Raw genomic sequence first — 14,596 nt, forward strand, 5'->3', positions numbered from 1 at the left:
CGATGCTCCAGTTCGATCATCTGGCGATCGCCGCCGAGTCCCTTTCCGACGGCGTCGCCTCGGTCGAGGACGCGCTGGGGGTGCCTCTCGCCCCGGGGGGGATGCACCCCAGCATGGGCACGCATAATCGCCTGCTCGCGCTAGGGCCCGGCGAATACCTTGAGGTCATCGCCATCGACCCCGAGGCCGCCCGGCCCGGCCGCCCCCGCTGGTTCGGGCTCGACGACTTTCGCGGTGCGCCACGGCCCTGCGCCTGGGTCGCGCGCGGAGACGACCTCGCATCGGCATTGGCCTTGTCGCCGTCAGGCGCCGGCGTCGTGCATCCGCTGGCCCGCGGCGATTTCCGTTGGGAGATGGCGATCCCCGAGACCGGCCTTCTGCCCTTCCATGGGCTCTTTCCGGCGCTGATCTCCTGGAAGGGCACGGCGCATCCCGCCGACGTGCTGCCCGATCGCGGCGTCCGCTTGCGGCGGCTGGTCCTCAGCCACCCCGACGGTCCCGCCCTGCGCGCCGCAGTCGCGCCCCTGATCGACGAATCCCGCCTGACCATCACGCTCGGGGCCCGGCCCCATCTGGCGGCGGATTTCGACACGCCGCACGGCACGCGGGTCCTGGCATGATACGCCCGGCCCGGCGTGAGGACGCGGACGCGATTGCAGGGCTCTGGAATCCTATCATCCGCGACACCGACATCACCTTCAATCCGGTCGAGAAGACGCCCCTCGAAGTCGCCGCGCTCATCGCCGAACGCCATACCGCCGATCTCGCCTTCCTGGTGGCCGAGCAGGACTGCGAGATTCTCGGCTTTGCCGGCTATGCCCAGTTCCGCGGCGGCCAGGGCTACGCACGCACGATGGAGCATTCGGTGAACCTTGTGCCCGGCGCACGCGGCAAGGGGCTGGGCCGCGCACTGATGCGCGCGCTGGAGGATCACGCGATCGCCCGCTCCCGCCGCACGCTGATCGGCGCCATCACCGCGACAAACCTTGCCAGCTTGGATTTTCATTGCCGGCTCGGCTTTGCCGAAGTGGGCCGGATCGCACAGGCCGGGTGGAAGTTCGGACGCTACCACGATCTTGTGTTCATGCAGAAATTGCTCGATCCGCCGGATGGGCAAGGCCAACAGGCTGCGCTAGACTGACGTGATGTCGATCTGGACACGCATCTCGGCCGCGCTGGCCGCCCTGCGCGACGGTGAGCCGCTGAGCGCCGTCTTCGACCGCCTGCGCGCCCCGCCTGAGCGATCCGTCGCCTTCACCATCGGCGTGATCGCGTTGGGGGCGAAGCTGGCCAAGGCCGACGGGACAGTGACCCGGGGCGAGGTCGCCATGTTTCGCGCAATCTTCACCATCCCGCCCAGCGAGGAAGCGAACGCGGCGCGCGTCTTCAACCTTGCCCGTCAGGACGTGGCCGGCTTCGACGCCTATGCCCGCAAGATTGCGGCGATGTTCCCGGCCGGCGACCCGGTGCTGCGCGACCTGCTGGAGGGGCTTTTCCACGTGGCCATCGCCGACGGTGACTTTCACCCGGCGGAGGAGGAATTCCTGCACGAGGTCGCGCGCATCTTCGGCCTGACCGATGCCTGTTTCCGCGCGCTCAAGGCCCGTGTCGTGCCGGGGACGGACCCCGACCCGATGGCGGTGCTCGAATTGCCGCCCACCGCCAGCCTCGACGACGCGCGCAGCGCTTTCCGCCGCATGGTGCGCGAATCCCATCCCGACGCGCTACGCGCGCGCGGCCTGCCCGAAGAAGCAGTGCGCGTCGCCGAGTCGCGCCTGAAGGCGCTCAACTCCGCGTGGGAGGCCGTCCAGGCCCGGCACGCGGCTTGAAGCGGGCGCGCCTGCGCCCCAGATCTGATGCAGGAGGATTCGCTCGATGACCTGCTTTTCCGCCCGTTCCCCCGCGCCCCGAACCCCCGTCTTACGCGCGCTGCCGCTACTGCTCGGCCTCTCTCTGGCCGTGACCTCACCCGCCCTGGCCCAGGAACAGGATCAGCAAGGGGACCCGCCGACCGCGCAACAACGGTTCGAGGAACTGATCGACCGCCTGATGGGCCGGTTGGAACCCGGTTTCGAATCCCTGGGCGATATGCTCGGCGATCTGAGCGGCTGGCACGCGCCCGAGATCCTGCCCAACGGCGACATCCTGATCCGCCGCCGCGATCAGCCGCCCGAGCCGCCGCCCACCGAAGACGATCCGCCGGTCACCGACCCGCTGGAACTGTGAACCCCATTCTGAGCCGCGCTCATGGCGCGGGCGATTCGCACCTTGGGCGCCACGCCAAGGGTCTTTGCCAGCGCGGCGAAGCGCTGCTGCGCGACCTCGCCGAAAAGCGCTTGCAATTCGTGCCGCAGGACCAGTTCCAGCACCTTCTTCTTGGGATAGAAACGCAGCTCGCCCGCCGATTCCGGCCCGCCGATTGACAGCATCGCCCCGAAACGCATCGCCCGGCCCAGCATGATCGAATGCCGGATCTCGTCCTCGTCGAGCAGCGTCAGCAGCGGGGTCAGGCGGCTGTCGGCGCCGGCGTTCTTGTAGCGGTTCATCAGCGCCAGCCCCAGATAGACCCGGCCCTTGTGGTCCAGCCCCCCCAGATTGGCGCGCGTGGCGGTGTCGAAGCAACTTTCGGCCCGGTAATCGGGATGCGCGCGCCAATTGACATCGTGCAGCAGGCAGGCCGCCCGGACCAGCCGCAGCCGTTCCGGGCTGGCATTGCGATAGAGCGGCATCAGGAATTGATAGAGCTTGCGCCCGAAGCCGGGCAAGCGGGCGTTCGCCGCCTCGTTGAACCGGCAAGCCTCGATCAGCGGGTCGCGGCTGCGCAGCGCGTCGGGCATCTGCTCGAACAGGATCCCCTCGCGGATGCCGTAGCTCGACACGTAGATCGTCTTCGGGCGGAACACGCTCAGGAGTTGCCGCAGCACGACCGTCGCCAGCGGCACCAGCGACAAACGCTCGGGCGAGGTGCCGGTCGCGGTGCGCAGTTTCTTCAGGTCCTGATCGGCCAGCCAGTCGATCGTCTTGCGGATCGATTTCGGCGTCATCTCGTATTCGTGCAGCACCGTCAGCGGATACCCGCGACGCTCCATGTCCAGCCGCGCCAGCGCCCGCCATGACCCGCCGACCAGATAGAGCGCCTGGTAGCTGGTGCCGTCGAATTCCTGCTTCAACTCCTTCAGCGTCTCGGCGATATGCGCCTTCAGCCCCTTCTTGCCGCCCGGCACCATCTGCAGGCGGAACGGCCCCAGTGCCGAGGTCACGCGCCGGCCGACCGTGTTGTCGCCGATCTCGGCCAGTTCCATCGACGAGCCGCCCAGGTCGCAGACCAGCCCGCGCGCGCCGGGCCAGCCCAGCAGCACCCCCTGCGCCGACAGCCGGGCCTCCTCGGTGCCGTCGATCACCAGCATCTCGATCCCGGTCGCGGCCTCGACCTCGGCCTTGAACTCGGGTCCGTCCGCGGCCTCGCGCACCGCGGCGGTGGCCACCATGGTCAGGCTGGTCAGGTGCATCTCGCGCGCCAAGAGCGCGAAGCGCTTGATCGAGGCGAGCGCGCGGGCCCGGCCCTCGGTGTTCAGCATGCCCGATTGCGACATGCCGCGCCCCAGGCCGCACATGATCTTTTCGTTGAAGAAGTACGCGGGCGAGCGGGCGGCACCGTCGAAGACCACCATCCGGACCGAGTTCGAACCGACATCAATCACGCCGACTCGTTCCAGCGCCCGTGCTGAAGGGTCCTGAAACAGCGGTCGTCCGAAAAAGCCACGGAACGGGGTGCCGACCTGTGCGGCGGTTGCGGTGTCGCCGTCGCCGTCCATGCTGCGAATCCCCCGTGGCCGTCGCGGGGCACTCTAAGCGCCGCGCGGCGAAAGCGTCAATCGCGCCAATCGGTCGCAACCGATGTTCCCGCCGCCCGCCGTTCGTGCCGTCGCGTCGAATCCGCTTGACCGCCGCCGTCGCCCCGGCGAAGCCCGGATCATCGCCTTCACCGCCCGCGGCGACCGAAACCCCCGCGGCCGACACAGATCAGAGGACCACGATGACCCCGGAGACCGACACCGAACAGAGCCTGACGGACACGCTGCGCGGCGTGACCACCGCAACGCTGACCACGGTTCTGCTGAAGAAGGGGCTGCGCAACGTCTGGATGCGCGGCACCGTCCCGCTGACCCCCGGCCAGCCGCGGATCGTCGGACGCGCCTTCACCCTGCGCTTCGTCCCGGCGCGCGAGGATCTGGCGACCCCGGCGAGCTGGTCCTCGCCGATCTCGACCCGCGCCGCGATCGAGGCGATGCCGGCGGGCTGCGTCTGCGTGGCCGACGCGATGGGCGTGACCGATGCGGGGATATTCGGTGACATCCTCTGCGCCCGGATGGTGAAGCGCAGCGTCGCCGCGCTGGTCACCGACGGGGTGGTGCGCGATGCCGAGGGCGTGCGCGGCACCGGCTTGCCGGTCTGGTGCAGCGGCGTCGCCGCGCCCCCCTCGGTCGCCGGCCTGACCTTCGTGAACTGGCAGGAACCCGTCGGCTGCGGCGGCGTCGCGGTCTTTCCCGGCGACATGGTCGTGATCGACGAGGATGGCGCCGTGCTGATCCCCGCCGACCTGGTCGCCGCGGTGGCCGAGGAAGCGGTGGAACAGGAACGCCTGGAAGGCTGGATCATGTCCCAGGTCGAGGCCGGCGTACCGCTGCCCGGCCTCTATCCTGCCAATGCCGAGAACAAGGCCCGGTACGAGGCGTTCAAGGCCGGCAAGTGACACCGCGCGGCGACCCCGCGGCGACCTGGCCGCGGATCGCCGCCAGGCCCGAGGGGATGCAAGCGCCAAGGCGCACAAAATTGTGCGCCTTGGCAAATACCTGGAATCATTACACGAACAGGCGCCGTTAACCGTAGCGAAACCTTTGGTCGGGGGCGCAAACCGCGAGTACTGGCCAACGCGCCCTTTCAGCGTGCCGGTCAGAGCCGCATGCGTGGCACGTCGTGCGGGTCCAGCCGCAATTCGATCAGCAGCGGGCGGCTGCGGCTTTCGATCGCGGCCAGCGCGGCGTCCAGATCCTCGGTCGATTGCACGCACATCCCCTGTCCGCCCAGCGCGGTGGCGACATCGGCGAAGGAGGGCCATTCGAACTGCGCCAGTCCGGGGTCCATGCCGCGATCCAGAAACTGGATATGCTCGGCCCCATAGGCGCTGTCATTGGCGACGATGACGATCATGTCCAGCCCCAGCCGGACGGCGGTGTTGAACTCGTTCACCCCGCCCATCATGAAGCCGCCATCGCCGGTGAAATGCACCACGGGCACGCCGGGGCAGGCGATGCCGGCGCCGATCGCCTCCTGCAAGCCCAGTCCGATCGAGCCGAAATTCGCCGTCACCAGAAACCGCTTCGGATGCGGGGCCGAGATGCGGCACCAGACCTCGGTCATGAACCGCCCGCCATCGGTGGTCAGGATGCGATCCTTGGGCAGCACCTCCTCCAGCCGGTCCAGCACGTGGACGTAGTTGACATGCCCCGTGCCCGCCTTGCCGGCGGCCTCTGTCGGATGGGCGGTCAGCGCGGCGCTGTCCAGTTCGGCGGTGAAGCCGCTGGGCGCGATCTCGGCCTCGTCCAGCCAGTGGACGATGTTGTCGGCAGTCAGCGCGGCATCGGCGACCAGCGCGGCGTCGGGGTGCAGGTTGCGCCCGATGGCGGCGGGGTCGTCGTTGACCTGCACGATGCGCTTGCCCTTCATCAGCTTGCCGCGGTCGGTGGTGAAGGAATGCAGGCTGGCGCCAAAGGCGATGACGCAATCGGCCTTGGCGATGGCGTCATAGGCCGCCGGCGTGCTCAGCGTACCGAAGATGTCCATGTTGTAGGCGTGGTCGTTGAACAGCCCCTTGGCCTTCAGCGTGGTGGCCAGCGGCGCCTCCAGCCGGTCGGCCAGCCGTATCAGCTGCTCGCGCGCCCCGGTCGCGCCGCCCCCGGCCAGGATCACCGGTCGCCGGGCCGAGGCGATCATGCCGATGGCCTGGTCCAGGTCGTCGCCCTCGGGCACATAGGCCGGGGTGGTGAAGACCGGATGCACGACCTTGCGATGCGTCACTTCCTGCCACATGAAATCCGCCGGCATGTTCAGCACGATGGGCCGCCGCTCGACCCGCGCGCGGTAGAAGGCATGGGCGACATCCTCCGCCGCGGTCTGCGGGGTGCGCATCTGCTCGAACCCGGCGCCGGTCACCGTCACCACCTCGCGCTGGTCAATGTTCTGCAGATTCTGCGGGTTGATCACCGGCGTGTCGCCGGCCAGCAGCACCATCGGGATATGCCCGCGCGCGCCCTCGGCCAGCGCCGTGACGCAGTTGGTCAGCCCCGGCCCGTGGGTGACCGTCGCCGCGCCCACCTTGCCCGTGACATGCGTCCAGGCCAGCGCCATCAGGACCGAGCTGCCCTCGAACGCGGCGGGCACGAAGGTGCCGCCGCCGGCGCGCACGTAGTGATCGACCATGAAGAGGTTGGCATCGCCCATCAGGCCGAACATCGTCTCGATGTCGTGGTCCAGCACGCTTTGCGCGATGGACTGGTAGACATGGGTTTTCGCCTCGGACATGTCGCTGCCTCCCGTTGCTGGTGCCGCCGGCGGGCGCGGCGTTCGCCCAGGTCCATGTTCGGGCCGGAAGCCGGCGCGGGTCAAGCCGTCTGGCCTGGCCCCCGGCCTTGCTGCCCGCCGATACTTCGTTGCCGCATCGCGCGCAACGTCATGACGTGATCCCGAAGTTCCCCGCGACGCTCGCCAGCGGCGTTGCGGCAGCGCCGGATTTCCGCTAGATCGCGCCCGGAACCCAACGGGAAACCACCATGTCCGCGCCGCGAAAACTCTTCATCAAGACCTATGGCTGTCAGATGAACGTCTACGACAGCGAGCGCATGGCCGAGGCCCTGGGCGCGTCGGGCTACGTCACCACCGAACGCGCCGAAGACGCCGACATGATCCTGCTGAACACCTGCCATATCAGGGAAAAGGCGTCGGAGAAGGTGTTTTCGGAACTGGGCCGCCTGAAGCCCCTGAAGGCCGCGAACCCGGACCTGAAGATCGGCGTCGCCGGCTGCGTCGCCCAGGCCGAGGGCGCCGAGATCCTGCGCCGCGCGCCCGTCGTCGACCTTGTCGTCGGCCCCCAGACCTACCACCGCCTGCCGGCGATGGAGGCCGAGATCCGCAAGGGCAAACGCGCCCTCGACACCGATTTCCCGGCCGAGGACAAGTTCGACCACCTGCCCCGTACCCGCCCGAAGCGCGGCCCCACCGCCTTTCTGACCGTGCAGGAAGGCTGCGACAAGTTCTGCGCCTTCTGCGTCGTCCCCTATACCCGCGGCGCCGAGGTCAGCCGCCCCGCCGACCGCCTTCTGGGCGAGGCGCGCGACCTGGTGGAGCGCGGCGTGCGCGAAATAACCCTTCTGGGGCAGAACGTTAACGCCTATCACGGTGCCGGCCCCGATGGCGACTGGTCGCTGGCGCGGCTGGTCCGCGAACTGGCGCGGATCGACGGGTTGGAGCGCATTCGCTACACGACCTCGCATCCCAACGACATGTCCGACGACCTGATCGCCGCGCATGGCGAGGAGGCGAAACTCATGCCATATCTGCACCTGCCGGTGCAGTCCGGCTCGGATCGCATCCTGAAGGCGATGAACCGCAAGCACACCGCCGACAGCTACCTGCGCCTGATCGAGCGTCTGCGCCGCGCCCGCCCCGACCTGCTGCTGTCGGGCGATTTCATCGTCGGCTTCCCGGTCGAGACCGAGGCGGATTTCCAGGCGACGATGGCGCTGGTTCGCGCGGTGAATTATGGTCAGGCCTATTCTTTCAAATACTCCGCCCGCCCCGGCACCCCCGCCGCCGAGCGCCCGCAACTGCCGACCGAGGTGCTGGACGACCGTCTCCAGCGCCTGCAGGCGCTGCTTTCCGACCAGCAGCGCGCCGCGCAGGAAGCGATGGTGGGGCGGGAAGTGGGGGTTCTGTTCGAGAAGCCGGGCCGGATGCCGGGCCAGATGGTCGGCAAGTCCGACCACCTGCACGCCGTGCATGTCACCGCCCCCGACCAGGCGGCGGGCGATATCCGCCGCGTGCGCATCACCGCAAGCGCCGCGAATTCACTGGCCGGTGAGTTGGTCTGAGCGCGTGGCGCGCAGCAGCGAATCACACCATGGCCACTGCTGGAAAGGCCGGATCACCCCCGTTTTCCGCCAGGTGATGCCCTCGCGCACAAGCCTGGCGGGCGGCGCGCTCGGTCCAGCACGTGGGCGTAACCGTCAGGTGTGACCCGGGCGCAGCATCTTGCGGTTGAATCGCCCTCAGAGCCGCCGATTTTGTAACGATCTGGCGAAATCGACGAATCCACGCTTGCCAGACCGCCTCCGCCTTGGCAGGCTGAATCCATGCCATGCCGGCACCCAATCTATGCAGGAGATCTGTTTGGGCATCAGCGCGCTGACCCCCCCGCTCAACACCGGCGACCCCTTGCGCACAGAGCTTGAATTCGCCGACAACCGCTTGCTGATCGATCTTTGCGGCGAACACGACCGCAACCTTGCGCGGCTCGAGAGTGAGCTGGGGGTGCAGATCCTGCGACGCGGCAACCATCTTCAGATCATGGGCGAAGCGGCGGCGCGCGAGCGCGCGGTCGAGACGCTGCAGGCGCTCTATTCCCGTCTGGCCGAGGGGCGCTCGCTGGAGGCGGGCGACATCGACGGGGCGATTCGCCTGGGCGCCGATCCGGTCGGGCGCGAGACGCAGCTGGAGATGTTCCGCACCGGCACCATCGAGATCCGAACCCGCAAGAAGAACGTGATCCCGCGCACCAAGGCGCAGCAGGACTACACGCGCGCGCTGTTCGAGCATCCGCTGAACTTCGGCATCGGGCCGGCGGGCACCGGCAAGACCTACATCGCCGTGGCCGCCGCCGTGCACATGTTCGCCGAGGGTCATGTCGACCGGATCATCCTGTCGCGCCCCGCGGTCGAGGCCGGCGAGCGGCTGGGCTTCCTGCCCGGAGACATGCGCGAGAAGATCGACCCCTACATGCAGCCGCTCTACGACGCGCTCAACGACTTCCTGCCCGGCCGGCAACTCGCCAAGCTGATGGAGGAGCGGCGGATCGAGATCGCGCCGCTGGCCTTCATGCGCGGGCGCACGCTGGCCAACGCCTTCGTCGTGCTGGACGAGGCGCAGAACGCGACCGAGATGCAGATGAAGATGTTCCTCACGCGTCTGGGCGAGGGATCGAACATGGTCGTCACCGGCGACCGCAGCCAGGTCGATCTGCCGCGCGGCATGCCCAGCGGGCTGGCCGCGGCCGAGCGTATCCTCAAAGACGTCAAGGGCGTGGGGTTCAGCTATTTCACCTCTGCCGACGTCGTCCGCCACCCGCTGGTTGCGCGGATCATCGAGGCCTACGAGCGAGACGAGCATCGCTGACAGTGCCCGTCGAGCTGAATGTCGAAGACACGCGCTGGGGGGACCTGGTGCCGCTGGCGGACGCCGCCGTCGACGCGACCCTGCGCCACCTCGGCCACGACCCGACGGGGTTCGCAGTCAGCGTGCTGGCCTGCGACGACACGCGCATCCGGGCGCTGAACGCGCGCTTCCGCGGGCAGGACAAGGCGACGAACGTCCTTTCCTGGCCGGCCGAGGATCTGTCGTCGGACATCGACGGCGCAAACCCCGCACCGCCCGACCCCGGCGCGCCCGACGACCCGGTCGAGTTGGGCGATATCGCCCTTGCGCACGAGACTTGCGCGCGCGAAGCCGCCGAGCAGGGCAAGCGGCTGAAGGATCACGCCACGCATCTGGTCGTCCACTCGGTGCTGCATCTTCTGGGCTACGATCACGAACGACCTGCCGATGCCCACTTGATGGAGGAAACCGAAACCTTGATACTTGCACAGATGGGGATTGCAGACCCATATGCGGGACTGGACGGGCCGATTGACGGCACCGAACCTTGATAATGATTTCGGAAAGGACCGATGACCGATTCCAATGCCGGCTCTGACGCGGCGCGAAGCGCGCCGGACGAGCCGGACTCTTCGCCCGACGGGAATGGCCAACGGGGGCTGTTCAGTCGCCTGATCGATGCGCTCGCCGTCTCCGATTCCAACTCCGACAGCAACGGCAGCCTGGCGCGGAGCCTTCGGCAGGTTCTGCCGGGGCTGGCCAACCTGCGCCGCCTGCGGGTCGAGGATGTCTCCGTCCCCAAGGCCGAGATCGTCGCCGTGCCGCTGGACATCTCGCGCGACGAACTGGTCGCCGTCTTTCGCGAAAGCGGTTTCTCGCGCATGCCGGTCTATGCCGAAACACTCGACAAGCCCGTCGGCTTGCTGCTGCTCAAGGATCTGGTCCTGCGACAGGGGTTCGAGCTTCAGGGCGAGGACATGGCGCTCGAGGATCTTCTGCGGCCGCTTCTGTTCGTGCCGCCGTCGATGCCGCTCCTCGTCTTGCTGCAGAAGATGCAGACCGAACGCACCCACATGGCGCTGATGATCGACGAATACGGCGGCGTCGACGGCCTGGTGACCATCGAGGATATCCTGGAACAGGTCGTGGGCGAGATCGACGACGAACACGACACCGAGGACGAGGTGCTCTGCCTGGAGGAAAAGCCCGGTGTGTGGCTCGTCCAGGCCCGCGCGCAGCTCGAGGATGTGGCGTCCGAGACCGGGTTCAACCTGGCCGAAGGCGTCGATGACGAGGATGTCGACACGCTGGGCGGGCTGGTCTTTGTACTGCTGGGCCGGGTGCCGGTACGCGGCGAGGTGATCCCCCATCCGGCCGGTCTGGACATCGAGGTGCTGGACGCGGACCCGCGACGCATCAAGCGGCTGCGACTTTCCGCGTCGGGCGCGGCCGGACCGCTGACCGCCAAGGCCGCGCTTTGAGCCAGTGCCCGCGCTGACCGACCGCCTGCGCAGCCATCCGCGCGCACCGCTGGCCGCGGCGGCCATCGCCGGGGCGGCCTGCGCGCTGGGACAGGCGCCCTGGGGCTGGTGGTGGCTGAGCGTGCCGGCGCTCGCGGCGGTGCTGGCACTGCTGGCGGGGGCCCCGCACGCGCGCGGCGCCTTCCTGCGCGGCTGGCTCGCCGGGGCGGCGAGTTTCATGGCCGCGATGGCTTGGATCGTCGAGCCCTTCCTGATCGACCCCTGGACGCATGGCTGGCTGGCGCCCTTCGCGCTGGTGCTTTTGCCCGGTGGGCTGGCGCTTTTCTGGGGCGCTGCGGCGGCCTTCGCGGCCTGGGCGGCGCAGGGCTGGACGGCGCGTCTGGCGCTGCTCGTGCCCGCGCTTCTGGCCGGCGAGGCGTTGCGCGGCCATGTCCTGACCGGCTTTCCCTGGGCGATGCTGGGGCATGTCTGGATCGACACGCCCGCCGGGCAGATCGCGGCCTGGACGGGCGCGCTGGGGCTGGGGCTGCTGACCCTGTCGCTGGCCGCGCTTCTGGCGCTCGCCGGTCGCAAGGCCACCACCCGACCGGGCCTGGCCGCCCTTGCGGCGCTGCTGGCCACGGCGCTGCTGGCCGGCGCCTGGAGCGTCGGGGCCGCGCGACTGGCCGGTCCCGCGCCCGAACCGCGCGACCTGCGCCTGCGGCTGGTGCAGCCCAATGCCGCGCAGGATCTGAAATGGGATGCCGAGCACGCGCGCCGCTTCTTCTTTCGCCATCTCGACCTGACCGCGGCGCCCGCCGACGATGGCCGCGCGCCCGACCTGGTACTCTGGTCCGAAACCGCGGTGCCGTTTCTTCTGGATCGACCCGGTGATGGCCTGCTGATGGCGGCCGAGGCCGCCGGCGGCGCGCCGCTGCTGCTGGGCATCCAGCGCAGCGAAGTCTCGGCGGGCGGTGGCGTCGACTATTTCAACAGCCTGGCCGTCCTCGATGCCGAGGGCCAGCCGGTCGCCGTCTACAACAAGCACCACCTGGTGCCCTTCGGCGAGTATGTCCCGGTGCTTGGCCGCTTCGCTGACCGGCCGGGCATGGGCTGGCTCTCGGGCCTCGCGTCGCAGGTGCTGCTGGGCTATTCGGCGGGGCCCGGGCCGGTGCTGCTGGACCTAGGCGCGGCGGGCCGGGTGCTGCCGCTGATCTGCTACGAGGCGATCTTTCCGGCCAACCTGCGTGGCACCGACCGCCCCGACTGGATCGTGCAGATCACCAACGACGCCTGGTTCGGCGCGCGGGTCGGCCCGTTCCAGCACCTGGCGCAGGCGCGGCTCAGGGCGATCGAACAGGGGTTGCCGCTGGTGCGCGCGGCCAACACCGGGGTCAGCGCGGTGATCGACGCGCGCGGCCGGATCGTCGCCAGCCTCGGCATGGGCCGGGCGGGAACGGTCGACGCCGACCTGCCGGGCGCGCTGCCCGAAACCACCTATGCGCGTATCGGCGACGCGCCATGGCATGCCGCGCTCGCCCTGATTGTGCTGGCGGCGGGCGGATCGAGGCTGCGGCGACGCGGCCATTGACGCCGCCCGGTGAAGGGGCTAGGCGCTGTCGACCCGTCACAACGGCTTCCTGGCGTGACGGATGTATTCAGTGGAGCACCCTCGCATGAGCCGACAGGACTACATCTTCACCTCGGAATCGGTTTCCGAGGGGCACCCGGACAAGGTCTGCGACCGAATCTCGGATGCCGTACTCGACTACCTTTTGGGCATCGACGCCAATGCGCGCGTCGCCTGCGAGGCTTTCGCCACCTCGGGACTGGTCGTGATCGGGGGCGAAATCGGCCTGCCGGCCAGCGGCGACCGGCCCGGCTCCGAACGTCTGAAGGACGTGATGGGGCGCATCCCGCAGATTGCGCGCGACTGCATCAAGGAAATCGGCTACGAGCAGGAGAAGTTCCACTGGAACACCTGCCACGTGCTGAACTTCCTGCACGAGCAGTCCGTCGACATCGCCCAGGGGGTCGAGCGCGAAGGCGCCGGCGACCAAGGGATCATGTTCGGCTACGCCGTCGACGAGACGCCCGATCTGATGCCGGCGCCGATCCTCTATGCGCACGCGATCCTGAAGCGGCTGGCAGAGGCGCGCAAGGCGGGCGACCTGGCCATGCTGGGACCGGATGCCAAAAGCCAGCTCTCGATCCGCTACGTGGACGGCCGGCCGGTCGAGGTGACGCAGCTTGTCGTCTCGCACCAGCATCTGGATCCGCATCTGTCCAGCGACGACGTCAAGGCGATCGTGAAACCCTATGTCGAGGAGGTCGTGCCCGCCGGCTGGATCAACGGCGGCACCGAGTGGCACATCAACCCGACCGGCAAGTTCCTGATCGGGGGACCGGATGGCGACGCCGGACTAACCGGGCGCAAGATCATCGTCGACACCTATGGCGGCGCCGCGCCGCATGGTGGCGGGGCGTTTTCCGGCAAGGACCCGACCAAGGTCGACCGTTCGGCGGCCTATGCGGCGCGCTACCTGGCCAAGAACGTCGTCGCCGCCGGACTGGCGCAACGCTGCACGCTGCAGCTGAGCTATGCGATCGGGGTGGCGCGTCCGCTGTCGATCTATGTCGACACGCATGGTACCGGCAAGGCGCCCGACGCCGAGATCGAGCGCGCGGTGGCCCGCGCGATGGACCTGACGCCGCGCGGCATTCGCGAGAAGCTGGAGCTGAACCGGCCGATCTATGCGCGCACCGCCGCCTATGGCCATTTCGGCCGCGCACCCGAAGCCGACGGCGGTTTCGCCTGGGAAAAGACCGACCTCGCCGATACGCTGGCGAAGGACCTGTGACAGGGGGGCCGCCTCGGGGGGCATCGAGCCCCCGCTCGGCGGCCTTGTCGCGCCCGGCCGCGCCGGAGGGGACCGACCGCGAGGGTGGAGGTGCGGCGGCCGATCCCTTGGGACGCGCGCCGCGCAACTTCTATGGCCGCACCCATGGCAAGACGCTGCGCCCGAGCCAGAAGCGCTACCTTGCCGAGGACCTGCCACGCTACCGGCTGAACCACGTCACGATCGACGAGAACCCGGAGCGGACGGAACTCGATCTGGCGGCGCTGCCCGGGTCCGGCCCGATCTGGCTGGAGGTGGGCTTCGGCGGCGGCGAGCATCTGGTGCACATGGCGCAGCAGAACCCCGGCGTGCGGCTGATCGGCTGCGAGCCCTTCGTCAACGGTGTGGCCATGTGCCTCGGGCGGCTGCACCGGGCCCCGGCGCCGAATGTCGCGATCCATCCCGGCGACGTGCGCGATCTGCTGGACGTGCTGCCCGCGGGTTGCCTCCACAAGGTCTTCCTGCTCTATCCCGACCCCTGGCCCAAGGCGCGCCATCACCGCCGCCGGTTCGTGACGCCCGAACATCTGCGCCCGCTGGCCCGCGCCTGCGCAGCGGGCGCCGAGTTCCGCCTGGCGACCGACATTCCCGACTATGTCCGCCAGGCGCTGGAAGAGGTCCTGCGCGCCGGGTTCGACCTGGTGGCGCAGGAGCCGCGCGGCTGGGACGACTGGATCACCACCCGCTACGAGGCCAAGGCCCTGCGCGAAGACCGCACGCCGCATTACCTGACCTTTCGCCGCACCGGTTGAGGCGGCTTTGCCTTTGCAGCGAAACCCGTTATACGGGCGCACGCATCCTGCTGGAGCC

At 69.0% G+C, this 14,596-nt stretch carries 14 protein-coding genes and 1 riboswitch; of the genes, 12 read left to right on the forward strand and 2 right to left on the reverse strand.

The window, feature by feature from the left end:
- The first annotated feature begins 2 nt into the window (after window positions 1-2).
- Genes IM708_RS05625 through IM708_RS05640 form a run of 4 tightly spaced genes read left to right on the forward strand, consistent with a single transcriptional unit; the run spans window position 3 to window position 2,226 of the window.
- Window positions 3-620, forward strand: a complete 618-nt coding sequence (locus tag IM708_RS05625; RefSeq protein ID WP_209425356.1) for a VOC family protein — start codon at window positions 3-5, stop codon at window positions 618-620.
- On the forward strand, window positions 617-1,141 hold the full coding sequence (locus tag IM708_RS05630; RefSeq protein WP_209425357.1) for a GNAT family N-acetyltransferase: 525 nt from the start codon (window positions 617-619) through the stop codon (window positions 1,139-1,141). Before IM708_RS05625 ends, IM708_RS05630 begins: the two co-directional genes overlap by 4 nt.
- Before the next feature lie 4 nt (window positions 1,142-1,145).
- The gene (locus tag IM708_RS05635; protein ID WP_209425358.1) at window positions 1,146-1,829 is read left to right on the forward strand and encodes a TerB family tellurite resistance protein; all 684 of its coding nucleotides are present in this window, start codon (window positions 1,146-1,148) and stop codon (window positions 1,827-1,829) included.
- 46 nt (window positions 1,830-1,875) lie between these two features.
- Window positions 1,876-2,226: a hypothetical protein gene (locus IM708_RS05640; protein ID WP_209425359.1), complete on the forward strand. Its 351-nt coding sequence runs from the start codon at window positions 1,876-1,878 to the stop codon at window positions 2,224-2,226.
- On the opposite strand, the gene IM708_RS05645 is transcribed toward IM708_RS05640, so the two are convergent.
- Window positions 2,163-3,815 carry a Ppx/GppA family phosphatase gene (locus tag IM708_RS05645; RefSeq protein WP_209425360.1) on the reverse strand — a complete coding sequence of 551 codons (1,653 nt, stop codon included), beginning with the start codon at window positions 3,813-3,815 and terminating at the stop codon, window positions 2,163-2,165. The two genes, IM708_RS05640 and IM708_RS05645, sit on opposite strands and share 64 nt — an antisense overlap.
- A 221-nt stretch (window positions 3,816-4,036) precedes the next feature.
- On the opposite strand from IM708_RS05645, the gene IM708_RS05650 reads away from it, so the two are divergent.
- On the forward strand, window positions 4,037-4,753 hold the full coding sequence (locus IM708_RS05650; RefSeq protein ID WP_209425361.1) for a ribonuclease activity regulator RraA: 717 nt from the start codon (window positions 4,037-4,039) through the stop codon (window positions 4,751-4,753).
- A 200-nt stretch (window positions 4,754-4,953) separates the two neighbouring features.
- On the opposite strand, the gene IM708_RS05655 is transcribed toward IM708_RS05650, so the two are convergent.
- Window positions 4,954-6,582 (reverse strand): thiamine pyrophosphate-binding protein, encoded by a 1,629-nt coding sequence (locus tag IM708_RS05655; RefSeq protein WP_209425362.1) that lies wholly within the window; start codon window positions 6,580-6,582, stop codon window positions 4,954-4,956.
- A 248-nt stretch (window positions 6,583-6,830) separates the two neighbouring features.
- On the opposite strand from IM708_RS05655, the gene miaB reads away from it, so the two are divergent.
- The 7 genes from miaB to IM708_RS05690 all read left to right on the forward strand — a co-directional run bounded on the left by miaB (window position 6,831) and on the right by IM708_RS05690 (window position 14,538).
- Window positions 6,831-8,147, forward strand: coding sequence for a tRNA (N6-isopentenyl adenosine(37)-C2)-methylthiotransferase MiaB (miaB, locus tag IM708_RS05660; RefSeq protein ID WP_209425363.1), 1,317 nt, complete (start codon window positions 6,831-6,833; stop codon window positions 8,145-8,147).
- 283 nt (window positions 8,148-8,430) lie between these two features.
- Window positions 8,431-9,447, forward strand: coding sequence for a PhoH family protein (locus IM708_RS05665; RefSeq protein ID WP_209425364.1), 1,017 nt, complete (start codon window positions 8,431-8,433; stop codon window positions 9,445-9,447).
- Entirely contained in the window at window positions 9,444-9,977 is a 534-nt protein-coding gene (gene ybeY / locus IM708_RS05670; RefSeq protein ID WP_209425464.1) for an rRNA maturation RNase YbeY, read from the forward strand. The genes IM708_RS05665 and ybeY overlap by 4 nt, the downstream gene beginning before the upstream one ends.
- A gap of 21 nt (window positions 9,978-9,998) precedes the next feature.
- On the forward strand, window positions 9,999-10,907 hold the full coding sequence (locus IM708_RS05675; RefSeq protein ID WP_209425365.1) for a hemolysin family protein: 909 nt from the start codon (window positions 9,999-10,001) through the stop codon (window positions 10,905-10,907).
- A gap of 4 nt (window positions 10,908-10,911) precedes the next feature.
- Window positions 10,912-12,477 carry an apolipoprotein N-acyltransferase gene (gene lnt / locus IM708_RS05680; protein ID WP_348524944.1) on the forward strand — a complete coding sequence of 522 codons (1,566 nt, stop codon included), beginning with the start codon at window positions 10,912-10,914 and terminating at the stop codon, window positions 12,475-12,477.
- A gap of 30 nt (window positions 12,478-12,507) precedes the next feature.
- A riboswitch (SAM-SAH riboswitch) is annotated at window positions 12,508-12,555 on the forward strand.
- Between the two features lie 7 nt (window positions 12,556-12,562).
- Window positions 12,563-13,747, forward strand: a complete 1,185-nt coding sequence (metK, locus tag IM708_RS05685; protein ID WP_209425366.1) for a methionine adenosyltransferase — start codon at window positions 12,563-12,565, stop codon at window positions 13,745-13,747.
- A 107-nt stretch (window positions 13,748-13,854) separates the two neighbouring features.
- A complete protein-coding gene (locus IM708_RS05690; protein WP_245243027.1) occupies window positions 13,855-14,538 on the forward strand; it encodes a tRNA (guanine(46)-N(7))-methyltransferase TrmB in 684 nt (227 codons plus the stop codon).
- Window positions 14,539-14,596: the final 58 nt, after the last annotated feature.

The organism is Pararhodobacter sp. SW119 (assembly GCF_017811755.1).
GTDB lineage: Bacteria > Pseudomonadota > Alphaproteobacteria > Rhodobacterales > Rhodobacteraceae > Pararhodobacter.

Bases quoted from the DNA above. Each gene is read 5' to 3' on its own strand.
- IM708_RS05625 (WP_209425356.1), top strand. From the start codon at position 3: ATGCTCCAGTTCGATCATCTGGCGATCGCCGCCGAGTCCCTTTCCGAC.
- IM708_RS05630 (WP_209425357.1), top strand. From the start codon at position 617: ATGATACGCCCGGCCCGGCGTGAGGACGCGGACGCGATTGCAGGGCTC.
- IM708_RS05635 (WP_209425358.1), top strand. From the start codon at position 1,146: ATGTCGATCTGGACACGCATCTCGGCCGCGCTGGCCGCCCTGCGCGAC.
- IM708_RS05640 (WP_209425359.1), top strand. From the start codon at position 1,876: ATGACCTGCTTTTCCGCCCGTTCCCCCGCGCCCCGAACCCCCGTCTTA.
- IM708_RS05645 (WP_209425360.1), bottom strand. From the start codon at position 3,815: ATGGACGGCGACGGCGACACCGCAACCGCCGCACAGGTCGGCACCCCG.
- IM708_RS05650 (WP_209425361.1), top strand. From the start codon at position 4,037: ATGACCCCGGAGACCGACACCGAACAGAGCCTGACGGACACGCTGCGC.
- IM708_RS05655 (WP_209425362.1), bottom strand. From the start codon at position 6,582: ATGTCCGAGGCGAAAACCCATGTCTACCAGTCCATCGCGCAAAGCGTG.
- miaB (WP_209425363.1), top strand. From the start codon at position 6,831: ATGTCCGCGCCGCGAAAACTCTTCATCAAGACCTATGGCTGTCAGATG.
- IM708_RS05665 (WP_209425364.1), top strand. From the start codon at position 8,431: ATGCAGGAGATCTGTTTGGGCATCAGCGCGCTGACCCCCCCGCTCAAC.
- IM708_RS05675 (WP_209425365.1), top strand. From the start codon at position 9,999: ATGACCGATTCCAATGCCGGCTCTGACGCGGCGCGAAGCGCGCCGGAC.
- metK (WP_209425366.1), top strand. From the start codon at position 12,563: ATGAGCCGACAGGACTACATCTTCACCTCGGAATCGGTTTCCGAGGGG.